Annotated in this window: 27 protein-coding genes and 4 tRNA genes; 6 read left to right on the top strand and 25 right to left on the bottom strand. The window is 50.3% G+C overall.

Translation table 11 applies throughout. The features are described 5' to 3' along the window. From rplJ to AC0KH7_RS01275, 12 genes are all read right to left on the bottom strand, one after another. Positions 1-498 carry a 50S ribosomal protein L10 gene (gene rplJ / locus AC0KH7_RS01330; protein WP_472370008.1) on the bottom strand — a complete coding sequence of 166 codons (498 nt, stop codon included), beginning with the start codon at positions 496-498 and terminating at the stop codon, positions 1-3. Positions 499-653: 155 nt separating this feature from the next. Further along, positions 654-1,343 carry a 50S ribosomal protein L1 gene (rplA, locus tag AC0KH7_RS01325; RefSeq protein ID WP_068647240.1) on the bottom strand — a complete coding sequence of 230 codons (690 nt, stop codon included), beginning with the start codon at positions 1,341-1,343 and terminating at the stop codon, positions 654-656. A gap of 6 nt (positions 1,344-1,349) precedes the next feature. Continuing rightward, a complete protein-coding gene (gene rplK, locus AC0KH7_RS01320) occupies positions 1,350-1,778 on the bottom strand; it encodes a 50S ribosomal protein L11 (RefSeq protein WP_068647238.1) in 429 nt (142 codons plus the stop codon). A gap of 74 nt (positions 1,779-1,852) precedes the next feature. Next, positions 1,853-2,386 carry a transcription termination/antitermination protein NusG gene (nusG, locus tag AC0KH7_RS01315; RefSeq protein WP_029939564.1) on the bottom strand — a complete coding sequence of 178 codons (534 nt, stop codon included), beginning with the start codon at positions 2,384-2,386 and terminating at the stop codon, positions 1,853-1,855. Between the two features lies 1 nt (position 2,387). Further along, the gene (gene secE, locus AC0KH7_RS01310) at positions 2,388-2,771 is read right to left on the bottom strand and encodes a preprotein translocase subunit SecE (protein ID WP_472370006.1); all 384 of its coding nucleotides are present in this window, start codon (positions 2,769-2,771) and stop codon (positions 2,388-2,390) included. 60 nt (positions 2,772-2,831) lie between these two features. Further along, positions 2,832-2,908, bottom strand: a tRNA-Trp gene (locus tag AC0KH7_RS01305). Between the two features lie 86 nt (positions 2,909-2,994). Beyond that, on the bottom strand, positions 2,995-4,185 hold the full coding sequence (gene tuf / locus AC0KH7_RS01300) for an elongation factor Tu (protein WP_472370004.1): 1,191 nt from the start codon (positions 4,183-4,185) through the stop codon (positions 2,995-2,997). Between the two features lie 65 nt (positions 4,186-4,250). Beyond that, a tRNA-Thr gene (locus AC0KH7_RS01295) sits at positions 4,251-4,326 on the bottom strand. Positions 4,327-4,390: 64 nt separating this feature from the next. Next, a tRNA-Gly gene (locus tag AC0KH7_RS01290) sits at positions 4,391-4,465 on the bottom strand. A 24-nt stretch (positions 4,466-4,489) separates the two neighbouring features. Continuing rightward, positions 4,490-4,574, bottom strand: a tRNA-Tyr gene (locus AC0KH7_RS01285). 226 nt (positions 4,575-4,800) lie between these two features. Continuing rightward, positions 4,801-5,253 carry a DUF302 domain-containing protein gene (locus AC0KH7_RS01280; RefSeq protein ID WP_472370002.1) on the bottom strand — a complete coding sequence of 151 codons (453 nt, stop codon included), beginning with the start codon at positions 5,251-5,253 and terminating at the stop codon, positions 4,801-4,803. A 17-nt stretch (positions 5,254-5,270) separates the two neighbouring features. Continuing rightward, entirely contained in the window at positions 5,271-5,783 is a 513-nt protein-coding gene (locus AC0KH7_RS01275) for a GlcG/HbpS family heme-binding protein (RefSeq protein ID WP_472370000.1), read from the bottom strand. Positions 5,784-5,876: 93 nt separating this feature from the next. On the opposite strand from AC0KH7_RS01275, the gene AC0KH7_RS01270 reads away from it, so the two are divergent. The 3 genes from AC0KH7_RS01270 to AC0KH7_RS01260 all read left to right on the top strand — a co-directional run bounded on the left by AC0KH7_RS01270 (position 5,877) and on the right by AC0KH7_RS01260 (position 9,303). Further along, positions 5,877-6,656, top strand: coding sequence for a pseudouridine synthase (locus AC0KH7_RS01270; protein WP_472369998.1), 780 nt, complete (start codon positions 5,877-5,879; stop codon positions 6,654-6,656). Positions 6,657-6,814: 158 nt separating this feature from the next. After that, a complete protein-coding gene (locus tag AC0KH7_RS01265) occupies positions 6,815-8,122 on the top strand; it encodes an adenosylmethionine--8-amino-7-oxononanoate transaminase (protein WP_472369996.1) in 1,308 nt (435 codons plus the stop codon). Positions 8,123-8,247: 125 nt separating this feature from the next. Further along, entirely contained in the window at positions 8,248-9,303 is a 1,056-nt protein-coding gene (locus AC0KH7_RS01260; protein ID WP_472369995.1) for a peptidase M42, read from the top strand. 97 nt (positions 9,304-9,400) lie between these two features. Here the strand turns inward: AC0KH7_RS01260 and AC0KH7_RS01255 are convergent, their stop codons facing one another. The 10 genes from AC0KH7_RS01255 to rpe form a co-directional block, all read right to left on the bottom strand. Further along, positions 9,401-9,817 carry an OsmC family protein gene (locus AC0KH7_RS01255; RefSeq protein WP_472369993.1) on the bottom strand — a complete coding sequence of 139 codons (417 nt, stop codon included), beginning with the start codon at positions 9,815-9,817 and terminating at the stop codon, positions 9,401-9,403. Positions 9,818-9,834: 17 nt separating this feature from the next. Further along, on the bottom strand, positions 9,835-11,034 hold the full coding sequence (locus AC0KH7_RS01250; protein ID WP_472369991.1) for a type III PLP-dependent enzyme: 1,200 nt from the start codon (positions 11,032-11,034) through the stop codon (positions 9,835-9,837). Between the two features lie 58 nt (positions 11,035-11,092). Further along, positions 11,093-11,950 carry a polyamine aminopropyltransferase gene (gene speE, locus AC0KH7_RS01245; protein ID WP_472369989.1) on the bottom strand — a complete coding sequence of 286 codons (858 nt, stop codon included), beginning with the start codon at positions 11,948-11,950 and terminating at the stop codon, positions 11,093-11,095. After that, positions 11,943-12,437: an adenosylmethionine decarboxylase gene (speD, locus tag AC0KH7_RS01240; RefSeq protein WP_472369987.1), complete on the bottom strand. Its 495-nt coding sequence runs from the start codon at positions 12,435-12,437 to the stop codon at positions 11,943-11,945. The genes speE and speD overlap by 8 nt, the downstream gene beginning before the upstream one ends. Before the next feature lie 304 nt (positions 12,438-12,741). Then, entirely contained in the window at positions 12,742-13,545 is an 804-nt protein-coding gene (gene trpC, locus AC0KH7_RS01235; RefSeq protein ID WP_472369985.1) for an indole-3-glycerol phosphate synthase TrpC, read from the bottom strand. Between the two features lie 127 nt (positions 13,546-13,672). Then, the gene (gene trpD, locus AC0KH7_RS01230; protein ID WP_472369983.1) at positions 13,673-14,695 is read right to left on the bottom strand and encodes an anthranilate phosphoribosyltransferase; all 1,023 of its coding nucleotides are present in this window, start codon (positions 14,693-14,695) and stop codon (positions 13,673-13,675) included. A 25-nt stretch (positions 14,696-14,720) separates the two neighbouring features. After that, positions 14,721-15,317 carry an anthranilate synthase component II gene (locus AC0KH7_RS01225; RefSeq protein WP_472369981.1) on the bottom strand — a complete coding sequence of 199 codons (597 nt, stop codon included), beginning with the start codon at positions 15,315-15,317 and terminating at the stop codon, positions 14,721-14,723. 20 nt (positions 15,318-15,337) lie between these two features. Next, positions 15,338-16,843, bottom strand: coding sequence for an anthranilate synthase component I (gene trpE / locus AC0KH7_RS01220; protein WP_472369979.1), 1,506 nt, complete (start codon positions 16,841-16,843; stop codon positions 15,338-15,340). Between the two features lie 182 nt (positions 16,844-17,025). Continuing rightward, entirely contained in the window at positions 17,026-17,709 is a 684-nt protein-coding gene (locus AC0KH7_RS01215; protein WP_472369977.1) for a phosphoglycolate phosphatase, read from the bottom strand. Between the two features lie 304 nt (positions 17,710-18,013). Further along, positions 18,014-18,718, bottom strand: coding sequence for a ribulose-phosphate 3-epimerase (rpe, locus tag AC0KH7_RS01210; protein WP_472369975.1), 705 nt, complete (start codon positions 18,716-18,718; stop codon positions 18,014-18,016). A gap of 261 nt (positions 18,719-18,979) precedes the next feature. Between rpe and AC0KH7_RS01205 the strand changes: the two genes are divergently transcribed. Genes AC0KH7_RS01205 through bioD form a run of 3 tightly spaced genes read left to right on the top strand, consistent with a single transcriptional unit; the run spans position 18,980 to position 21,019 of the window. Continuing rightward, positions 18,980-19,402, top strand: coding sequence for a phosphate-starvation-inducible PsiE family protein (locus AC0KH7_RS01205; RefSeq protein ID WP_472369973.1), 423 nt, complete (start codon positions 18,980-18,982; stop codon positions 19,400-19,402). 14 nt (positions 19,403-19,416) lie between these two features. Further along, complete coding sequence (locus tag AC0KH7_RS01200) at positions 19,417-20,304, top strand: phosphoribosylaminoimidazolesuccinocarboxamide synthase (RefSeq protein WP_472369971.1); 888 nt, start codon at positions 19,417-19,419, stop codon at positions 20,302-20,304. 22 nt (positions 20,305-20,326) lie between these two features. Then, entirely contained in the window at positions 20,327-21,019 is a 693-nt protein-coding gene (gene bioD / locus AC0KH7_RS01195; protein WP_472369969.1) for a dethiobiotin synthase, read from the top strand. On the opposite strand, the gene AC0KH7_RS01190 is transcribed toward bioD, so the two are convergent. The 3 genes from AC0KH7_RS01190 to pyk all read right to left on the bottom strand — a co-directional run bounded on the left by AC0KH7_RS01190 (position 21,016) and on the right by pyk (position 23,950). Beyond that, positions 21,016-21,246, bottom strand: coding sequence for a hypothetical protein (locus AC0KH7_RS01190; RefSeq protein WP_472365096.1), 231 nt, complete (start codon positions 21,244-21,246; stop codon positions 21,016-21,018). The genes bioD and AC0KH7_RS01190 overlap by 4 nt on opposite strands. A gap of 84 nt (positions 21,247-21,330) precedes the next feature. Then, positions 21,331-22,395 carry a class II fructose-bisphosphate aldolase gene (gene fba, locus AC0KH7_RS01185; protein ID WP_472369967.1) on the bottom strand — a complete coding sequence of 355 codons (1,065 nt, stop codon included), beginning with the start codon at positions 22,393-22,395 and terminating at the stop codon, positions 21,331-21,333. 112 nt (positions 22,396-22,507) lie between these two features. Beyond that, complete coding sequence (gene pyk / locus AC0KH7_RS01180; RefSeq protein ID WP_472369965.1) at positions 22,508-23,950, bottom strand: pyruvate kinase; 1,443 nt, start codon at positions 23,948-23,950, stop codon at positions 22,508-22,510. Between the last annotated feature and the right edge of the window lie 138 nt (positions 23,951-24,088).

The following is a 24,088-nucleotide window of genomic DNA, read 5'->3' as shown; positions in this document are numbered from 1 at the left end:
TTAGGCCGCTTCTTCTTTTTGCTCTTTAACAGCAACAAGACCGCGTGCCAATTTAGCCACAGGCTCTTTCATGACATACAACAACTTGCTCAAGGCTTCGTCGTAAGTCGGTAGTGCTGCAATAGCAGACAACTGACCAGCATCTAGAACGCCATCACCAATGGACAATGACTTCACAACCAAAGCTTCATTCGTTTTTGCGAAATCTTTGAAAACACGCGCTGCATTCCCTAACTCTTCTCCAGAGAAAGCAAAGATCAACGGACCGGAAAAAGTGTCGGCCATGTCTTCAAATTTTGTTCCCGCCACAGCACGACGAATCAATGTATTTTTCACAACTCGAATTGATACATTGGCTTCACGTGCTTTAGAACGAAGTTCGGTTAATTGCTCAACAGTCAATCCGCGATATTCAGCCGCAACCAATGAACCCGCTTCCGCTGCAATCGCAGAAACTTCTTCAACAACGGCTTTTTTATCTTCGATTTTGAGTGCCATATAACCTCCAAAACAGTTTGGTCAGAAACCAAACTCCTCCATCTACGTAGGCTTAAATCTATTAAGAATGTGCTTCACATTCGCCTACGGTCTGCGATGGGCACTCGCTTAACTTAAGGAGCCCCAATTCGCACTTCTGCAAAATGCAGAAATTCTTACAAAGTTGATTGATCAATCAACAAACCCGGCCCCATTGTGCTGGAAACACTGACTTTTTTCATGTAAGTCCCTTTCGCAGCAGCTGGCTTAGCTTTGTTCAAATCTTCAATCAACGCATTCAAATTTTCTTTCAGTTTTTCCGGTGCAAAATCCACCTTACCAATGGATGCATGAACGATACCGGCTTTATCAGCGCGGAAACGAACCTGACCGGATTTAGCGTTTTTGATTGCCCCGACAACGTCCGGCGTAACCGTTCCGGTTTTTGGGTTTGGCATCAAACCTCTTGGCCCCAATACCTGACCAAGCATACCAACCACACGCATCGCATCCGGAGACGCGATGACCACGTCAAAATCCATCATGCCGCCTTTAATTTCAGCTGCCAACTCATCCATACCAACGAAGTCCGCACCGGCTTCTTTCGCCGCTTCAGCATTCCCTTCGCCTGTAAAGACGGCAACACGCACATCTTTACCCGTACCATTCGGCATAACCGTCGCACCACGAACAACCTGATCGGATTTACGAGGATCAATACCCAATTTAATGGAAACATCTACTGATTCAACAAATTTCGCTGTTGCCAACTCGGATACCAATGAAAAACCTTCTAAAGCATCATAAGCCTTCAGGGCATCAAGTTTTTCAGCATAAAGCTTTTGTTTTTTCGTCAACTTTGCCATCTTCGATTACCCCTCTACATTCAAGCCCATGCTACGAGCGGAACCAGCAATGATTTTCACTGCGGCATCCAAATCGTTTGCATTCAAATCGGCCATTTTGGCGTTTGCAATTTCTTCCAACTGCGCACGCGTTACTGTTCCAACCTTATCCATATTTGGAACACCAGACCCTTTAGCAATACCGGCCGCTTTTTTCAGCAGGATAGACGCTGGTGGTGTTTTGGTAATGAACGTAAAGCTACGATCGTTATAAACCGTAATAACAACCGGAACAGGCAAGTTCTTTTCAAGGGATTGAGTCTGTGCATTAAATGCTTTACAGAACTCCATGATGTTCACACCGTGCTGACCCAAAGCAGGACCAACCGGTGGACTAGGGTTTGCATTTCCCGCAGGAACCTGCAACTTGATATAGGCTTCAATCTTCTTAGCCATGTCTTTCTCCTTGTGGGTATAACGTCTTTCGACTTCCCAGGGTTAAAAACTCCAGCGCTTAGCAGCGCCGGACATTAATTCTTTTCGACCTGAGTAAACTCAAGCTCAACCGGCGTAGAACGCCCAAAAATAAGCACGGAGACCTGTAACTTATTCTTATCGTAATCCACTTCCTCAACAACCGCTTCAAAGTCATTGAACGGGCCATCAATAACACGAACCATTTCGCCCGGTTCGTAAATAACTTTTGGCTTAGGCTTATCGACACCGTCTTCAACTTTTTGAAGAATTCGATCGACTTCTTTTTGCGTAATCGGCGCTGGGCGATCTGAAGTCCCGCCAATAAAACCCATCACCTGAGGCACACTTTTAACCAGATGCCAAGTTTCTTCGTTCATTTCCATCTGAACCAAAACATAACCCGGGAAGAACTTACGCTCAGACGTACGCTTTTTACCTTCGCGGATTTCAACGACTTCTTCAGAAGGCACCAAGATTTGCCCAAAGCTATCTTCTAAGCCAGCACGTTCCACGTATTCCGCCAAGCTTTTCTTGACCTTATTTTCATACCCGGAATACGCATGAACGACATACCATCTTTGAGCCATACTAACCACCTTGTCCTGTTAAGATTTGAACAGCCCACAAAAAGAACATATCCACCAACCACAAGAAAATACTCATCACGATCACCACGACAAAAACGATCAATGTCATCTGAACCGTTTCCTGGCGGGTTGGCCAAATTACTTGCTTCACTTCCTTCTGCGCATGAGAAAGGTAGCTAAACCACGCCTTGCCCTTCTCAGACTGATAAAAAACCAAACCGGCTACCACAAGACCGCCAATCAGCCCAAGCACTCTTACGACAGCATGGACATCCGAATAAATGTAATAACCGGCTAAACTCAACAAAAGCAACGCAAGAGAAACAAACACTTTCATCGTTTCGATCGCTTTGGCACTTGAGTGATTTTCTGCTTTTTGACTCATATAATTAACTATATTCTGAAATAAAAACGACCTGTCCAACCGACAAGCCGTTATAAAATATGGCAGGGGTAGAGGGACTCGAACCCCCAACACCCGGATTTGGAATCCGGTGCTCTACCAATTGGAGCTATACCCCTGTAACCGAAAACAAACTAATTTCGGCTTTCGAAAAAAAAGGGGATTATACATCCCCTTTTTTTGTTTAGCAAGTAGTCGCTATTTATTATTCAATAATTTTAGCTACAACACCTGCACCAACTGTACGTCCACCTTCACGAATCGCGAAACGTAGACCTTCGTTCATTGCGATCGGGTTGATCAACTCGACAGTCATTTGTACGTTATCACCAGGCATAACCATTTCAGTTCCGGCTGGCAATTCACATGCACCTGTTACGTCCGTTGTACGGAAGTAGAACTGTGGACGGTAACCTTGGAAGAATGGTGTGTGACGACCACCTTCATCTTTGGACAACACGTATACTTCTGCTTCGAACTTGGTGTGTGGTGTAACCGTACCTTTGTGTGCTAGTACTTGACCACGCTCGATGTCTTCACGCTTAGTACCACGCAATAGGATACCAACGTTGTCACCGGCTTCACCTTGATCCAGAAGCTTACGGAACATTTCTACACCAGTAACGGTTGTCGTTGTCGTTGGGCGGATACCGACGATTTCGATTTCTTCACCAACTTTTACAACACCGGTTTCAACACGACCGGTTGCAACGGTACCACGACCTTGAATGGAGAAGATGTCTTCTACTGGCATCAAGAATGGCTTGTCTGTTTCACGCTCTGGTGTCGGAATGTATTCGTCCAATGCATCAACCAAACGACCGATCGATGGTTCACCGATTTCAGAAGTGTCGCCTTCGATGGCTTTAAGTGCAGACCCCATGATAACTGGCGTGTCATCACCTGGGAAATCGTAGGTATCTAGAAGCTCACGAACTTCCATTTCAACCAATTCTAGCAATTCTTCATCATCAACCATGTCGGCTTTGTTTAGGTATACAACGATGTATGGTACACCTACCTGACGAGATAGCAGGATGTGCTCACGCGTTTGCGGCATTGGGCCATCGGCTGCGGAACAGACTAGGATTGCGCCGTCCATTTGAGCGGCACCTGTGATCATGTTTTTAACATAGTCGGCGTGACCTGGGCAGTCTACGTGTGCGTAGTGACGCGTTTCTGATTCATACTCAACGTGTGCTGTTGAGATGGTGATACCACGTTCACGCTCTTCTGGTGCGTTGTCGATGTTAGCGTAGTCTTTCGCTTCGCCACCGAACTTCTTACCTTGTACAATTGTTAGCGCCGCCGTAAGAGTTGTCTTACCATGGTCAACGTGACCAATCGTACCAACGTTTACGTGCGGCTTACTACGTTCAAACTTTTCCTTTGCCATGATGCAAACTCCGTTAAAACAGCGACAAACCTCAAAAGGCACGCCCGCCTATATTAAATTAAAAATGGAGCTCTCAACCAGGATCGAACTGGTGACCTCATCCTTACCATGGATGCGCTCTACCTACTGAGCTATGAGAGCAAATATTAAAAAGGCCCTCGCCATTAATCCACCTTGGTGCAGACCAACAAAGAGAGCCTTGAATTGGAGCGGGTAGGGGGAATCGAACCCCCCTCATCGGCTTGGAAGGCCGAGGTAATAGCCGATATACGATACCCGCATAATGTAAAAACTCAATTGAAAATGGTGGAGGGTAGTAGATTCGAACTACTGAAGGCATAGCCAGCAGATTTACAGTCTGCCCCCTTTGGCCGCTCGGGAAACCCTCCCAATCAAATTGATGGGCGTATTTTAAAGGAAAAATACTGGGTGTCAAGAAAAAAACCGGAATTTTTAAATTTTATCCGGAAGAGACTTTTCAGCTGATTTCACCGGTATTTTTCAACGGCAAACAGAGACATTTCAACTGAGATTCCCCACCTCAAAAACACCTTAAAAATGAATAGACGACTTAAAGCCATTCACACCCGCATTCAAGCCATTGTCGCTAAAGACTTATTCCGCTTTCCCCGCCACGGATGCCAGAGATTGCAACACGTCTGCCACCTTATTTAAGGTCGGCTTGCATTTCGACAAGTCAAAACGTTTCGCTAGGGCTTGCGGGTTTTCATAGCTTAACCACACCTTATCATCCAAATCTTGCGTAATCAGCATTTTCAATGGTAGCTCAATGCCGACTTGCGAATCGCATTGCATCAGCTTCGTACCGACTTTCGGGTTACCAAACATCACCATCGTATTCGGCGCTAAAAACAAATCCACTTTCTGAGCGCCCGCCGCATGGTCCACGGTGGCGAAAATCGTCATCCCTTCCATCTCGATAGCGCTTTTCAACTTCGTCACCGTCTGCTGAAAGTCATTTTCGCTCTGCACCTCAATCAATTCGGCCTTCGCCGACATGGACAACACCATCACCAAACCTCCAATTAAATAAGCCAGCTTTCGCATAGAGACTCCTAATTTAATTACTCAGCAAAATCCAACCGATCCTGAACCGACTCTAAGGCCTTCATGGCGCAGATCTCATCCTTGTCTCCGCCGGGCGCGCCGCTGACGCCAATCGCACCGATTCGCGCACCGGCTGCCGTAATGGGCACGCCGCCTTCCATGACAATCAAACCATCAATGTGATTCAGTTCCGGGCGAATATCCGCCCGCAGTTTTCGAAATTCGCCGGATTTCAACCCGGACATCACCACCATATTCGCTTTTTCCTGAGCAATTTGCAATGTAAACCGGGCGGCCAGGTCATCGCGCATGGCGGAACGCAAATTGCCGTTGCGATCCACCACCACGGCACTGACTTGATATCCGTCTTTTCGACAGGCCACCACACTGGCCATGGCAATTTCGTTTGCCAGCTCCAAACCAATATTTTTAGTCGTCACCACATCCGCCGCTTGAACCGGCGCCATCCCGGCCCAGAATCCCAACGCAATCCAGCCACCTAAATCACCCAGTCGTTTGAATACCCTCATCTTTTGCTCCTTTATCGCTCATTCAATGCATCGCCTCTTATTTCAGCACAAGCTTTTGTTTACAATATGCAACCTCTGTGAAACCGAAACCGGATGGCACCGCCACTGATTATTATGCATACCGACTGTCAGCTCGACCAATTCAAAATTCTCTATCAGGACGACCATCTGGTCGCCATCCACAAACCGGCCGGGTTATTAGTGCACCGTTCCCCCATCGACAAACACGAAACCCGCTTCGCGCTGCAAATGACGCGAGACGCCATCGGCCAATCGGTCCACACGTTGCACCGTTTAGACAAAGCCACGTCCGGCTTGTTGCTGTTCGCGCTGGATCGCGACACCGCCCAACGTATGGGCGAACAATTCGAAGCTCATCAGGTTGAAAAACATTACCAAGCCATTTGCCGAGGCTGGACACCCGAAAGCGGCGAAATCAACCATGCGCTGAAACACAAACTCGACAAAATTGCCGACAAACACGCTCGTCAGGACAAACCACCTCAAGAAGCCGTCACCCGGTTTCAGCGCCTCGCCACCGCGGAAATCGCACATCAAATGGGCCGTTACGACCACCAACGCTATTCACTGTTGAAACTCATGCCGCAAACCGGCCGCAAACATCAACTTCGCCGTCATCTAAACCATATCAATCACCCAATCATAGGCGACGTGCAATACGGCGACCGACACCACAACCATTTCTTTCACGACTGGCTCGGGCAACACCGCCTTTATCTCGCCGCCACGGATCTCATCTTCACGCATCCGGTCACCGGCGAACACCTACACTTGACAGCCGAACCGGAAACCGCCTTTCAAACCGCGTTCAACGCTTTGAATTGGCAAAACTCGCCAGGCCTGGACGATTAAATCCTTTTGCCCAGGCCTGAGGATTTTGAACCCTTTCCTGAAATCGGCCAGGCCTGGCCAATTTCGGTATTCGTGCAGAGTTCGATTTCCAACGGTGGGATTTGTATAATGCCCGTCTAACCGATGGCAATTTTCACCCACAACCGAACGGGGCACTTATGACGGACTGGCCAACACTTCTGGATTTCGACCAAAACCATATCTGGCACCCTTATGCCAAAATGCCCGCCGACATTCCCGCCATCGGCGTCGCCAAAACCCAGGGCTCCATCATTACCTTGGCGGACGGCACCGAACTGGTGGACGGCATGAGCTCTTGGTGGGCCGCCATGCACGGTTACAACCACCCAAAAATCCAGCAGGCCATGCACGAACAAATCGACACCATGCCGCACATTATGTTCGGCGGCTTCACCCACGAACCCGCGATTGAACTGGCCAAACGTTTGGTCAAACTCACCCCGGACGGGTTGGAAAAAGTCTTTCTGGTCGATTCCGGTTCCGTGGCGATGGAAGTCGCCATCAAAATGGCCATGCAATATTGGATCAGCCGCGAGCAACCCAATAAAAACAAACTGCTCAGTTTCGAACACGGCTACCACGGCGATACCTTCGCCACCATGGCCACCTGCGATCCGGTCAACGGCATGCACAGTTTGTTTTCACAAGTGTTACCGCAACATTTCTTCGCCCCCGCGCCACAAATGGGCTTCGACATAAGTTCCGACGACACCGACATCGCCGCCGTTCGCCAGCTTCTGGAACGGCACCATGACGACATCGCCGCCGTCACCATCGAACCGATTGTGCAAGGTGCCGGTGGCATGCGCTTTTATCGTCCGGACTTCCTGCGCCAACTGCGCGGCTTGTGCGACGAATTCAGTGTCCTGCTCATTGCCGATGAAATCGCCACCGGCTTCGGCCGCACCGGCAAACTTTTCGCCTGCGAATGGGCCGACATTCGCCCGGACATTATGGCGCTCGGCAAAACCCTCACCGGCGGCCACATCACGCTCGCCGCCACACTCGCCACCACGGACATCAGCGACACCATCAGTCAAGGCCAACCGGGCATCCTTGCACACGGCCCCACCTTTATGGGCAACCCGCTGGCCTGCCGCGCCGCCATCGCCAACATTGACGTTCTGTTGGATTCCCCTTGGCAAGACAATATCCAGCGCATTGAAGACCACTTTAACGACATCTTATTGCCGCTGAAAGCGCAAGATGGCATCGCCGACACCCGCGTGCTTGGCGCCATCGGCGTCATTGAGCTGGAACGTGGCGACTTAGGCCCGCAAATTCAAGCCGCCGGCATCGAAAACGGCATCTGGGTCCGCCCTTTCGGCCAATTGATTTACACCATGCCAGCGTATAACATCCCGCAAGCACAACTGAACCAACTGACCAACGGACTGACTCAGGCGGTCAAAACCGCCGTACAATCCGCCACCCAAAGCGCTTAAACCCTGATTCAAACTCAACGGCCGACAAACACACCCAAAAAGCGCGCAAAAACGATGACGCGCGAATAAAACTTCCCTTAAAATGGCTGGAAAACACCTCTGAATTTCCATTTGAGACCCCAGCCATGGACAACTTCAACGAGTTTATTGACCTACTCAAATCCCTGATTCGCCAACCCAGCGTGGTCGGCGCCGAACATTCTTTTTTCCGCGTTCTGCAACGCGAGCTGGAAGAGCGCGGCGCAAAAGTTACTTGGTATGAAGGCCTGTTAGTCGCGCAAGGCGACCGGCCGGACAGCACCTTTTTATCCAGCCACATCGACCGCCACGGGTTGATTTGCACCGGCCCCAACGAATTCCAATTCGCCGCTTTTATCGCCGGACGCATGACCACTTTGCACGGCAACGATGTCAGTGACGAGCTGAAAATGACCTTGATGAATCGTTTCGAAAATACGCCGGTGCTGGCGTATGAACCCTGGTCGGGCGCCTACCGCGGTTCCGGCACCATCGATAACGCCTACATCTGCGAATTCCGCAACAACCTGATTTTTGAAGTGAAGGGCCTGGAACACTTGGTCGCCGGTACCCCGGTGGGATTTCAGGACAAACTCAAAATCAATGAAGGGCTTTTATCCGGACAACTCGATAACGTACTCACCGCCGCCATGCTGGTCCACCTGTTCAGCTTGGGCTATCAGGGCACGGCGTTTTTCACCGCCGAAGAAGAGTCCGGCGGCAGCTGGCGTTATCTATTGGAATGGTTCCGCCGCTTTGGAAGCCCCACCAACCAGCTCTATGTGCTTGACACCAGCCCTTACAAAAACCGCACCGAAGCCGACAAACAGCAGGTGGTGCTCAGGAACCGCGATGAAAACGCCGAGTTCAATACCCAAGCCACCGGGCAACTGGCGCAACTCTGTTACGAATTGGACATTCCTTACAGCTTTAAGGACGAATACATCGAACAACTCAATCAACAGGCCAAGTTGAACGGCCAACCGAAACAAAGCATCGGGCGCACAGAGCTGGGCCGCATCACCGCCAATGCCAACGGCCTTGTGCACGGCACCACCTTACAGATTCCCACTACCGGTTACCACACCATGGACGAAACCGCCTCCATCGAAGCCTGCCAAGCGTTCTTGACCGTCCTGAAAAAGATCGCGGGATTGGAATGATTTTGTCAGACATCTGAAACGAAAAAACGCCCAGGCCTGGGCGTTTTTAAAGAAGGTTATTCATGTCGAATGCGCGGCCGCCGCGCAATCCCCGACCTTAGACCTCAATGATCTCGAAGTCGTGACTCATCTCAACGGAATGCTCGAGCATTTTCGACACCGAGCAATATTTTTCCGCCGACAGCTTCACCGCCCGTTCGACCTTTTTCGGGTTCAAGCCATGGCCGCTCACTTTGAAATGCACGTGAATTTTGGTGAACACTTTGGGAATGGAATCGGAACGTTCGGAGGCGATTTCCACTTGGCAATCGGTGACGTCCTGCTGGCTTTTCTGCAACATCATCATCACATCGATGCTGGTACAACCGCCCAGCCCCAGCAGCACCATCTCCATCGGACGAGCACCTTTGTTTTCCCCACCGACTTCCGGCGCCGCATCCATCAAGACAGCGTGTCCGCTTTCGGTTGTGCCTTCAAAGGCCATGCCGCCCTGCCATTTCACTACTGTGGCCATACATCCTCCTGAAATATTTACGATTCGTCTTCCGGGTGTTCAATCAAATCTTCGACCACCACCACTTTGGGTTTAGGATAATAGTTAAATTCCGAGGCGGACGCAATGGTGTAAGCGCCCATTTGTTTCGCCACCAGCACATCGCCCACCGCTAAATCCGGCAATTCAATGTCTTCGTCGATGACGTCCACACTGTCGCACGTCGGGCCCGCCAGCACGCTCGGGAAAAAATCCCCGGTCGGGTCGAACGGTTTTAACGGGGTAATCGGATATTGCGCATGGTCATACATCTGACCACTCAAGGCTCCATAAACGCCATCGTCCAGATAATACCAGGTTCGCGCACCGCGCTTGGCTTTACCGACAATCCGCAAGACCTCAATCATTGACGGCGCGGAAATAAACCGCCCCGGCTCGGCAAACACTTCAATGCCCTCCGGCACATCCAACAAAGCGTCACGAATCGGCGCACAGAAATCGTCAATCGGCATCACCGGCCCTTGATAAGACACCGGGAAACTGCCTCCGATGTCCAGCCACTTCCAATGCACATGTGTCATTTCTTGCATCGCCGCCAACGACGCCTGAATCGCATTCACTTGGGCAAACGGTGACAGGGATTGCGAGCCCACATGGAACGACAAACCGGACACGATCAGACCGTGGCTCACAGCCAAATCGACCAGGCCTGGCAGTTCTTCCAGGGCACAACCGAACTTACGGGACAAGTCCACCGTAGCGTCTTGACTGCGGAAACTGACACGAATCATCAATTCCACGTCGTCCTTATAAGGCACAAACTTCATGACCTCGGCCGGGTTATCCACCACAAACCGCCGGCAACCGAATTCCAGCGCGTGACGAATTTCCTTATCCTTTTTAATCGGATGAGTGTGAATGCACTGTTCGCCGGCCACGCCCAAACCTTTTACCAAATCCACTTCGCCGGCGGTCGCCAGGTCAAACTGGCCGCCGAGCTTTTTCAAACGGCGAATCACTGCCGGATGTGCTAGGGATTTAATGGCGTAAAAAAGCGACACACCCGGCAAAGCGTTTTGCAAAGTGTGATACTGATATTCGATTTCCTGCAAGTCCAGCACCAAAAACGGCGTCTCATGCTCCTTCAACAACTGGCTCAGCGTCGAGCGGTCGAATTGTTCGAGTTCATCCGGGTGCGTTTGTTCCGCAAAATATTGGACAAGTGCGTCTGTGTTCAAGGTCTGTTTTATCTCCTAATGGCCCGCGGGCCGAGTCATAAAATCGGTTTAACCAACGTTAAACCATGGCGTCCTGCACGTATTTCGGCAGGGCAAAAGCTCCGGCGTGTAACGCCGGTGTGTAAAAACGGGTATTCAAATTCGCGGCGTCGTAACGCTGTTGCAAAACGGCCACGCTTTGCGTGTTCAAATCGGTACGATCCGTCGCCCAGGCGAAGGTCATTATGCCGCCCACATAGGTCGGCACCGCCGCCGAATAAAACGTCGCTTCGGCAAACAACGGCGACAAGCGCTTGTAAGTGGTGGTCACTTCATCGGTTTGCATAAAGCTCACCCCGTTCTGTGCCACAAACACCCCACCGTCGTTCAAGCAATTTTGAATGCCTTGGTAAAAACGCGAGGTGAACAACACTTCACCCGGCCCAATCGGGTCGGTGGAATCGGAAATAATGACATCGAATTTTTCGCTGCACTCGGTCACGAAATCCACCCCGTCGGCAATCACAATATTGGCTTTCGGGTTCGAAAAGGCCCCGTCGGAATGATTGGACAAATATTGCACACACATATCAATCACCTGCTGGTCGATTTCCACTTGGGTAACCGATTCCACTGTGTCGTGCTTCAGCACCTCGCGCAGAATACCGCCGTCGCCGCCGCCGATAATCAGCACTTTTTTGGCGTCCCCATGCGCCAACATCGGCACGTGCGTCATCATTTCATGGTAAATAAACTCATCCTTCTCGGTGGTTTGAATCACGCCGTCCAACGCCATCACGGTGCCCCATTGCGCGTTGTTGAAAATCACCAAATGCTGGTGACCGGTATCGACTTCAAATAACACTTCATCCATCACGAACTGCTGTCCCCAGCTTGGATAAAGCGTCTCCAAATAGGTTTGAGTGGTTTTAGGCATCGGTCACTTCCCCTCTGAGAATATTTTCCAGGCCGACTCTTTCCGGCGTAAAGGCCGCTTTCAAGACATCAATGGCTTTTTCCGGCTCCGAATCGCCGCACATAAAGACATCGAAAGCGGCATAGTTACGCTCCGGCCAGCTGTGGACACTGATGTGCGATTCGGCCAGCACCGCCACACCGGAAATGCCGCCGTTCGGTGTAAAGTGATGCAGGTGAATATGCAACAAAGTCGCTTTGGCTTTTTCAACCCCCTCGCGCAGGGCTTTTTCCATCAACTTCAAGTCGTCAAGACGCGATGCGCCCCAGAAGTCGGCAATCAGATGCGTGCCGGCGAAGGTTTTGCCGTCCCGGCAAATAAAATGATCCAACGTTTGGTCTTCAATGGCTTGGTCGTGAGCCGGCCAGCAGTCGTTGACAACAGCGGTTTTTTCAATCACTTCGAAATGGTCGTTACTGGTGACCAATACGTTTTCAGAATAGGGCATGTTAGGGGTACCTTATAAAACACCCGGCCAAAAGGAGGTATGCGACCCGGATGAATGATTAAATATAATTTACTGAACAAAGGCTGAGTTCAGTAAATCCCAGCCACGTGCAACACGCACGTGAGGCAATAACCATTTTTCTTTCTGTTGCCTAAAAATTCGCGAGGCGAACTGAAGGTTTCTGTGTGAAAAAGGAAGAGCGTATTATTCCGCTTTTTCAAAAAGTTGCAAGCTTTTTATTGAAAATTTAATGCATTTTTCATGACGTATTTGGCGGCACCGGACAGCGCCGCCAAGAGAGGCTTTAACGGAACAATTCCGCCAGTTTTTCGCCCGGATTATCGGCGCGCATAAAGGCTTCGCCCACCAGAAAACTGTTGACCTGATGGTCGCGCATAGTTTGCACATCGTCCGGCCCCAAGATTCCGCTTTCGGTAATCACGATGCGATCATCCGGAATCATCTCCAACATGCGGATGGTGGTGTCCAGCGACACATCAAAGGTGTGCAGATCGCGATTATTGATGCCGATCATCGGCAACGGCAAACGTAAAGCACGTTCCATTTCGTCTTCGTTATGCACTTCCACCAACACGTCCAGCCCAAGCTGCAGGGCGGTTTCGGTCAATTCATACATCTGGGCATCGCCGATGGCGGCGGCAATCAGCAAGATACAATCAGCACCAATGACGCGCGCTTCGTACACCTGATAATCATCCACAATGAAATCTTTACGGATAATCGGCAAGTCCACCGCTTCATGCACCTGCTGCAAATACGCATTCGAGCCTTGGAAAAAATCCTGGTCGGTCAAGACCGATAAACAAGCGGCACCATGTTCGGCATAACTTTGGGCAATCTCCACCGGATTGAATGGGTCGCGCAACACGCCTTTGCTTGGCGAGGCTTTTTTGATTTCGGCAATCACCGCCGACTGACCAACGTCCAACTTGGCTTGCATCGCATCGGCAAAGCCTCGTGTCGGTGAAGTGGTCATCATCAAGGCTTTTTGTTTCATTTCCCGAAGCGGAATACGTTCGCAACCGGCTTGGATTTCTTCAAGCTTACGTAAAATGATTTTTTTCAGGATGTCCGGTGTCTGACTCATAGTGTTATTCTTACTGTCTTCTTTTATTAGGTGTTTTGTGTTGAGGTTCGGCCGCTTCCCAGCCACGCCGCCGCCAAGATCATAATGGTAAAACCAGCCAGGCCTGGGCGTTTTTGTTTAAGTGCCCTTATAAGAAGCTTTGGGTCTTTTGAATGAATTCGTTCAGTTTCTGGCGGGCTTTGCCTTCGGCAATCACCAGTTTCGCGCGCTCAACCCCTTCCTGATAAGACGGCGCCAAACCGGCCACGTAAATCGCCGCACCGGCATTCAAGCACACGATGTCTTCCGCCGCACTGTGATCGTTGGCAAACACCGCATGAATGATGTTCAAACTGTCTTGCGCGGAGTCCACGGCCAAATCGGCTAAATCCGGATGATCCATGTCAAAGTCATAAGGGTCAATGGTCCATTCGGTGATTTCACCGTTTTTCAATTCGGCCACCTGGGTCAGACTGGCGATACTGATTTCGTCCAAACCGTCGTCGGCATGCACCACCATCACGTGCTGTGCGCCCAGTTTTTGCAACACTTCGGCAAAGGGTCTCAATAACGATTTATCGTACACACCCAACACCTGAGCAGGCGCTTCGGCGGGGTTCGTCAACGGTCCCAACAGATTGAACACCGTGCGCACACCAATTTCCTTACGGACATTAACCATGTGCTTCATGGCACTGTGGTGCAAGGGTGCGAACATAAAGCCGACGCCGACAGACTCGACACATTCGGCCACTTGGTCGGCATTCAGGTTCAGATTGGCTTCGGCGGCTTCCAACACGTCGGCACTGCCCGATTTACTGGAGATGGAACGGTTACCGTGCTTGGCGACTTTACCGCCGGCGGCGGCCACCACGAAAGCGGAAGCGGTTGAGATATTAAAGGTGTTGGCGCCGTCACCGCCGGTACCGCAGGTATCGACAAGATGATTTTTGTCCGGAACCTGAACCGGCGTCGCCAGCTCGCGCATCACTTGTGCGGCGGCGGCGATTTCATCAATGGATTCGCCCTTCATTCTCAGGGCCATTAAAAAGGCACCGATTTGGGCGGGGCTGGCTTCGCCGGACATAATGTGCCGCATCACAGAAACCATTTGCTCGGAAGACAGGTCCTGATGTTCCAATAACCGTTCTAGCGCATCTTTTAACTGCATAACTCACCCCTCATCGCCCAAATTTTCAGGCCGATTTCTGATCCTTTTGTTCAAGAAAGTTTTTCAACATCGCGTGCCCTTGTTCCGTCAAAATCGATTCCGGATGGAACTGCACCCCTTCAATCGGCAACGTTTTATGACGCACGCCCATGATTTCATCCATCTGGCCTTGTTCGTCCTGGGTCCAGGCCGTGATTTCCAGACAGTCCGGCAAAGTGGCTTGCTCGATGACCAAGGAGTGATAACGCGTGGTCTCCACCGGATTCGGCAGTCCATTGAACACCCCGACATTGTGATGATACACCAGCGAGGTCTTGCCATGCATTACTTCCTTGGCGCGAACAATGTGGCCACCGAAGGCTTGACCGATACTCTGGTGACCGAGGCAAACCCCTAAAATCGGCACTTTACCGGCGAAGTGTTTAATGGCTTCCACCGAAACACCGGCTTCGTTCGGCGTACAAGGACCGGGGGAAATCACCAGATAATCCGGGTTCAGTGTTTCAATCGTTTCCAAGCTGATCTGGTCGTTGCGGTGCACATCGACATGCTGGCCGAGTTCACCGAAGTATTGCACCAGGTTATAGGTAAACGAATCGTAATTATCAATCATCAACAACATAATTTATTCTGCCTTCGACACTATCGATGTCCGACATCGGGATTATCGGTTTTCAGGCCTTTGGAAACGAATTCCACCGCCTTGAAAATGGCCCGGCCTTTGTTCATGGTTTCGTCCCATTCGGATTGCGGCACCGAATCAGCCACGATACCGGCACCGGCCTGGACGAACAGACGCTGGTCTTTAATCACCGCCGTGCGAATCGCAATGGCGGTATCCATATTGCCGTGCCAGCCGAGATAGCCAACCGCACCCGCGTAAATGCCACGCTTGACCGGCTCCAGCTCATCGATGATTTCCATCGCGCGGATTTTCGGCGCCCCGGACACGGTTCCGGCCGGGAAGGTGGCGCGCAGAACATCGACGGGCGTCATGCCCGCTTTGGCCCGACCGTTAACGTTGGAAACGATGTGCATCACGTGCGAATAACGTTCCACCACCATTTTTTCGGTCAACTCCACCGAACCGATATCGGAAATCCGCCCGACATCGTTACGGCCTAAATCAATCAACATCAAATGTTCGGCCACCTCTTTCGGATCGGACAACAAATCGACTTCCAATGCCTTGTCTTTTTCCGGCGTCACACCACGGCAGCGCGTACCGGCAATCGGCCGCACCGTGACGGTGTTGTCTTCCAGCCGTACCAAAATTTCCGGCGAGGAACCGACGACCTGAAGATCTCCAAAATCCAAGAAAAACATATAAGGCGACGGATTCAAATAACGCAAAGCACGGTACAGATCAATCGGCGCGGCGTCGTAATCAATCGACATTTGCTGTGAAATAACAATCTGCATGGCATCACCGGACAGAATGTATTCCTTGATTTTCGCCACGGCGTCTTTGAAAGGGCCTTCGCCAAAGCTGGATTCAAAATCGGCTTCTTGCGGAATAAAATCACGCGGCACGTCATTCGGCACCGGCATCGGCTGATTGATCATGGCGACGATTTCTTCGATGCGAGCTTCCGCTTGCGAATAGGCATTTTGCTGCGACAAATCCGCATGCACAATGACGTGCACCTGACCGCTTAGGTTATCAAACACTACGATTTCTTCAGACACCAACAATTGAATATCCGGCGCCTGAATGTCATCCTGCGTCGGTTCAGTGTCACGCAAACGTTCTTCAACGTAACGCACGGTATCGTAACCGAAATAGCCAACCAATCCGCCGGTAAACGCCGGTAAGCCCGCCTGCGGAAACACCTGATAACGGGCTTGATAGGCTTCAATCCATGCCAGCGGATCATCGGACACCTGCTGTTCAACCGCTTCATCACCATCCAACAATGTGATTTGGTTCCCGCAAACCTGTAATCGCTTACGACATGGCAGGCCGATAATCGAGTAGCGACCCCACTTATCTCCGCCCTGCACCGATTCCAGAAGGTAGGTTTGGGGCTGGGCGGCCACCTTATGATAGACACTCAAGGGCGTGTCGTAATCGGATAAGATGGTCCGCATCACCGGGGCGGTTTTATAGCCCTGCTGAGATAAGTTGCGGAAGTGGGCATCACTCATTGATAGCTGACTCTTTTTGATTTGAACGTTCGGCTCTTTCGAGCTTTTTAAATAAATAAGTTCGATACAATCCGGAAAACGAGCACCAGAACGGCTTGGTCAACACCAGAAAAAAGGCTTTCAGGTAGCGATACAGTTCAAACAGTCGGTGCTTCATCGTTTCAAACGCATGTCGGTTCGGATTATTTGGCTTCCAGATAGGTCGGCAGTTCCATAAAGGAATCCATCACCGCATCCGGTTCGTAGTTTCGAATATCTTCGCCATGATTATAACCGTAAGTCATGCAGAAAATGTGAAAACCAGCCGCACGCGCTGCTTTCACGTCGGATTTCGAATCACCGATCATCAAGGCGTTTTCCGGCGCTACACCCAATTGCTCCGCGGCGTGCAGCAACGGCATAGGATGCGGTTTTTTCTCTTCACAGGTATCGCCCGACACCACGACTTCAAAATAATCGTAAAGTCCTTTGTCTTTCAACAACGGAATCGTAAAGGCTTCGGCTTTGTTGGTCACACAGGCCACACGGTAACCTTGCGCTTTCATCCACTCAAGACCATCCACTACTCCGTCATAGACACAACTGCGCTTGGACGTATTGTCCTGATACAGTGACAGATACAACGGATAGGCCTTATCCATCAGTTCAGGTTCCGGCATACCGTCCAGGTCATTGATCAGAGCACGCTCCACCAAACGCTGTACGCCATTTCCGACCCAGTTGCGTACCGCTTCTTCACCGCGAAGTGGCATGCCCAGTTGTTTCATCATTTCATCTACGCAGTAGGCCAAGTCCGGCACACTGTCAATCAAAGTTCCATCCAAATCGATCAGGATGAAGCCCGGTTTAATTTTCTGTTGGCTCATTGAGGTTTCCAAATAATTCGAATTATTGTTAGAGAGCGTTTCACGAGATGGATGCACGGATAAAAATGGCTAAAATTTCCCTGAATGTCGTTGAAAAACTGGCAAATAGCTCGCTATTCGCTGCGTTTTCCGCCTAATTCAGAAAAATTTTATCTCATTTTTCTATCGCGCCCCACTCATGCAAAGCTCTCTGTTAATCTAAAGCACGACTTCATGCATCCCGAAAAATAATAGCCGTTTAAAACGACAAAACGCCAGACAGAGCTGGCGTTCCGTACCGCGCTATCCGTGATGTCTGGCTGAATTACGCTTTAGCCAATTCATCACGCATTTGTTGGATGACCGTGTCGTAACGGTTGGCATCGCCCGCGTTGGCTTTGCCGAAAATACCGGAACCGGACACAAACGTATCACAACCGGCCGCCGCGACTTCTGCGATGTTTTCCACTTTCACACCGCCGTCGATTTCCAAGCGAATATCTCGCCCGGATTCGTCGATCAGTTTGCGCGCCGCTTTTAATTTTTCCAACGCTTCCGGAATAAACGCCTGCCCGCCGAAACCAGGGTTAACGGACATGATCAAAATCATATCGATTTTATCCATAACGTGTTCCAAGTAGCTCAAAGACGTGGCTGGGTTAAAGACCAGACCGGCTTTACAACCTTCGCCCTTGATCAACTGCAAGGAACGGTCAATGTGTTCGGACGCTTCCGGGTGAAAAGTGATGTAATCCGCACCGGCGCTGGCGAAATCCGGAATAATGCGATCCACTGGCTTCACCATCAAATGCACGTCGATCGGAGCTTTCACACCTTCTGCATCCATGAATTTTTTCAAAGACTCGCACACCAACGGCCCGATGGTCAGGTTGGGCACGTAATGGTTATCCATTACGTCGAAGTGTACTACATCCGCACCGGAGGCAATAACGTCTTTGACGTCCGTTCCAAGTTTGGCGAAATCGGCCGACAAAATCGATGGCGCAATCCAGTTTTCTTTTTTAGCCATGTCGTAATCCTTTTGAGAATGAAATTGAAATTGCGGGCATTTTACCAGACTCGCCGATTTTAAAAAAGAAAACATTATCTTACCCAGGCCTAGCCAATTGTTTGATTTTAGGCAAAATGTCAAACGACGTGCCGTTTGAAATACGGCAACGCAAAACTCTCTGATAATTCCGTTGATTTGGGATAAAATCACCCACAAAAGACAACGGTTACCGCCTAGCGGATAACCACGACACAACCACATGCGTCACGAGGAGATGTCATGGATCACTTCCCGGCTTTAAAATCACTAAAACGCGGCATTCGAATCACTGAAGTCATCGGGCTGATTATCATTGCGTTGGCGACCATCATTGCCGGCATTCAAGAAGTCATGGTCATGGTGCAAAATATGAAAGTCACCCTTGGCGACCTGCTGCTACTGTTCCTTTACCTGGAAGTACTGGCCATGGTCGCCATTTATCTCGATTCCGGTAAATTACCGATTCGTTTTCCCATGTACATTGCCATTATCGCCCTGGCGCGTTATCTGATTCTGGACATGAAAAACCTCAACGAATGGCAAATGATTGCGGTGGCCGCCACCATGCTCATGATTGCCTTGGCCGTCATCATCATCCGTTACGGCCACTTGAAACTGCCCTATGGTGATCGAAAGCAGTTAGAAGAGAATTTGAAAAAATAAACTGGAAGAACGCTATGCAACCACTTTACGAGTCAAATCTGACCAGCCTGCCCTTAATCAACAAAGGGAAGGTTCGCGACCTTTATGATGTGGACGATCGTCACTTGTTGATTGTGACCACCGATCGCATTTCCGCTTTCGACGTGGTCTTGCCAACGCCGATTCCAGGGAAAGGTCGTATCCTGACCGAAACCGCTCAGTTCTGGATGAATAAAGCCTCCCATATTCTGCCAAACCAAATGGCCGACGATGTTCAATTGGCCGACATCCTGACGCCCGAAGAACTGAAACAATTGGATGGCCGCGGCATGGTGGTGCGTAAGCTTAAACCCTTGCCCGTGGAGGCCATTGTTCGCGGGTATCTGGTCGGGTCCGGTTGGAAAGAATACAAGAAAACTCAAACCGTCTGCGGCATCGAATTGCCCGCCGGTTTGAAAAAAGCCGAACAGTTGCCGGAACCGTTGTTCACGCCGTCCACCAAAGCGGAAATCGGCGATCACGACGAAAACATCTCTTATGATGAAGTGGTGAAACTCATCGGTGAGGATAAGGCCAGCCAAGTCAAGCAATACAGCCTGGCGCTATACCAAATGGCCGCAGAGTTCGCCCTAGAACGTGGCATTATCATTGCCGACACCAAATTCGAATTTGGCGAAGACGAAAACGGCGTCATCCATTTGATCGATGAAGCCTTGACCCCGGACAGTTCACGCTTCTGGCCGGCGAAGACTTACCGAGTCGGCAAAAACCCGGACAGTTTCGACAAGCAATACATTCGCGACTACCTGGAATCGCTGGACTGGAACAAAACCGCTCCCGGGCCGGAACTCCCACAAGAAGTGGTCGATATGACCTTGGAAAAATACCATGAAGCTCAGGCACGCTTAATGGAAAACTCTTAATCCAAATCATGGCAAATTACTGATGTTCCGCGCACTGCTTCCTTATGCCGACGCTTTTTTGACTGCAACCGACCCGGCCGCGCCGGACGGTTTCTTCATTACCGGCACCGACACGGAAATCGGCAAGTCTTACATCACCTGCCGCATCGCGGAATATCTATTGCAAAAACGACCAGGCCTGCTCATTTCGCCCAGAAAGCCAATTGCCTCCGGTTGTCTTCCGCAACCGGACGGTCACCTGCTATCAGAAGACGCCGACTCGGTACACCGCGCCAGTCAGACACCGGACGACTTGGAAACCGTATGCCCTTATCGCTTTGAACCCCCGATCTCACCGGCCCGTGCCATTTCGCAAGCCGATTCACCGATTGGACTGAATGAATTGGAAGAGGCCTGCCAAGCACCGAAAGGCCGCTTTCGGTTGGTGGAAGGCGCGGGAGGCCTTTATTCACCGCTTACGCCCGATGGGAATAACCTGGACTTAATTGAACGTTTAGGCCTGCCGGTTGTTCTCGTCGTCGGCAATAAACTGGGCTGCCTGAATCATGCCTTACTGACGATCCGGGCCTTGGAAGCGGCGAATCAAACGATTGCCTTAATCGTGCTCAACGACCTGTCCGACAACGCCGACCCGGAAAATTTCACCGACCTGCAATCGCTGGTCTCTTATCCCTGCGCCCACACGCCCTATCATGGTTACCAAGGCCAGCTTTAACGTTTTGCTGACAGCCTTCCGCGAACCTTCAAAAACAGCAGCACCAAGACCCCACCCAGCACCATAAACAGCAACGCCAGTGGCCACAGCGTCCAAACGATTTCCCAACCATTCGCGACCACAATACTGGTTGTCCCTATCTGCTCGGTTAACCCGTATTCCGATAACATCGCATCACTGTAAAACCACAGCAAAAACGCCAAGGCGAGCCCAATTCCAATACACATTGCATTTCTCCCTTCACTTTTGGGCAGACATAAAAAAAGCCCGATCAAAGTCGGGCTTTTCGAGTTTGAATCTTTGCGTTTAACTTACTTAACGCGCTGATCCAAAGAACCGTTTGCATAGCGAGCTTGCATTTCTTCCAGACCAAGAGACTTGATCTTATCGGCGTGACCGGCACAACCGAACGCTTCGAAACGCGCTTCACAGATACCCATCATGGCATCTTCTGCGGCTTTCAAGAACTTACGTGGGTCAAAGTTAGACTTGTTTTCTTCCAAGTGCTGACGAACCGCACCGGTAGAAGCCATACGCAAGTCGGTATCGATGTTTACTTTACGAACACCGTATTTGATACCTTCAACGATGGCGTCAACAGGCACACCGTAAGTTTGGCCCATGTCACCACCGAAGTTGTTGATGGTTTCCAACCATTCTTCTGGAACAGAAGAAGAACCGTGCATTACGATGTGCGTATCAGGAATACGCTCGTGGATTTCACGGATACGATCGATACGTAGTACATCATCAGAAGGCTTGGACGTGAACTTGTAAGCACCGTGAGACGTACCCACAGCAACCGCTAGACAGTCAACGTTCGTTTCTCTAACAAACTGTGCCGCTTCTTCCGGATCCGTTAGCAGCGCGTCAGCGTCAAGCTTCTCATCAGAGCCGTGACCATCTTCTTCACCCATCATACCGGTTTCTAGAGAACCTAGGCACCCTAGCTCACCTTCAACCGTTACACCACCCGCGTGTGCCATTTTAACCACGGCGGCCGTGATGTCACGGTTGTATTCGTAAGACGCTGGCGTCTTCATGTCAGACATCAAAGAACCGTCCATCATAACGGATGTGAAACCAGACTGAATCGCGCGCAGACAAACACCTTCATCCGAACCGTGGTCCTGGTGCATAACAACTGGAATGTGTGGGAACATTTCAACCGCACCTTCAATCAGGTGACGCAGCATTGGTTCGCCGGCATATTTACGCGCACCAGCCGACCCTTGAAGGATAACTGGCGAGTTGCATTTGTCCGCAGCACGCATGATTGCACGCACTTGTTCCATGTTGTTTACGTTAAACGCCGGCATACCGAAGTTGTTTTCTGCCGCGTAGTCCATTAGTTCACGAAGTGTAATCATCGCCATGTGCGAGACTCCTCTATTAGTTTAAAAAATCAATCGTTGTATTCTAACAAGCTTTCTTTTCATTAAAAAGCTTAATAAAGTTTTGGTTTTTAAGGTTTTCTATCGCTTTATCTTATGGAATCTTAACGATTTCCATTTGGTTGGTGCCGCCCATCAAACCGCGTGATTGACCACGCGTCACGATAATCAGATCGCCCGTTTTAGCGACACCTTTCTGTTTCAACTCATCCAGAATTTCGTTTTTCACCTCATCATCCGTCAAGTCGCTGTAATCAACGCTGGTTGGGTAAACCCCACGATACAAAGTGACTTTACGACGCGTTTCCAAATGCGGCGTCAAAGCAATGATCGGAATCCCCGAACTGATACGGGACATCAATAATGGCGTATTACCCGATTCCGTCAAGGCGGCAATGCATTTCACACCAAAGTGATTGGCGGCATACATGGCCGACATCGCGATGGTTTCGTCAATTGCGGTAAAGGATTCATCAATACGGTGAGTCGATTCACGTGTACTACGTGATTTTTCAGCTTCATGCGCAATGTCGGACATGGTCTTAATAACCAAACTCGGAGAATGGCCTGTGGCGGTTTCACCGGACAGCATGACAGCATCACTTCCGTCCATAACGGCATTCGCCACGTCAAAGACTTCGGCACGCGTTGGAATCGCGTTCTCAATCATAGTTTCCATCATCTGAGTCGCCGTGATGGTAATACGGTTCAACTGACGGGCGCGCTTAATCATTTTCTTTTGCAGGGCCGGCAACTGAGCATCACCAACTTCGACCCCCAAGTCACCACGGGCAATCATGATGACATCCGACGCCAGAATAATGCTGTCCAAGGTAAAATCATCATTAACCGCTTCGGCACGCTCAATTTTGGAAACGATGCTACACACCAACCCGGCTTTTTCAGCTAACGAACGACAAAACTCAACGTCTTCGGCGCTTCTCGGAAAAGACAAGGCCAGATAGTCACACTGAATTTCCGCCGCGGTCAAAATGTCTTCTTTGTCTTTTTCGGTCAAAGCGGATGCGGATAACCCACCGCCCAGCAGGTTAATGCCTTTGTTGTTGGACAGCTTACCACCCACAACAACAATACAGTTAACGCGCTCGCCCTCGACACTTTCGACGTCCAGCACCACTCGTCCGTCGTCCAGCAACAAACGATCGCCGGATTTAACGTCGTAAGGCAAGCTTTTATAGGTTAACCCGACTTCTTTTTGATTACCGGCCGTCGGATCAACATCGTTATCCAGTGCGAACTTATCGCCCGGTTCCAAATAAATGCTGCCTTCGGAGAAACGCGCAATACGAATCTTCGGCCCTTGCAAATCCACCAAAACACCAACTTCACGGTCCATTTTGGCGGATAACTCGCGTACTTTTTTCGCTCTGATAATATGATCTTCGGCGTTACCGTGCGACATATTAATGCGCACAACGTCCACACCGGACTGGATCATTTTTTCCAATTCGCCTTCACGATCCGTTGCCGGCCCCAAGGTCGCAACAATTTTTGTTCTTCTTAAACTCGATGGCATAAACTTTATCATCCTCAAACGTCTCATTGCGTCTCGACAGAAAGCAAGATGACTCGCGAAATAAACTTCCCTGATCGGGGACCCATCACCGGGTCAAAATTCATTTACCGAGGCATCCTCTCACCTTTCAATTACGAA

The sequence above is a fragment of the Hydrogenovibrio sp. genome (assembly GCF_965140365.1).
In the GTDB taxonomy this organism is placed as follows: domain Bacteria; phylum Pseudomonadota; class Gammaproteobacteria; order Thiomicrospirales; family Thiomicrospiraceae; genus Hydrogenovibrio.
This window is presented reverse-complemented; position numbering and strand designations above follow the sequence as displayed.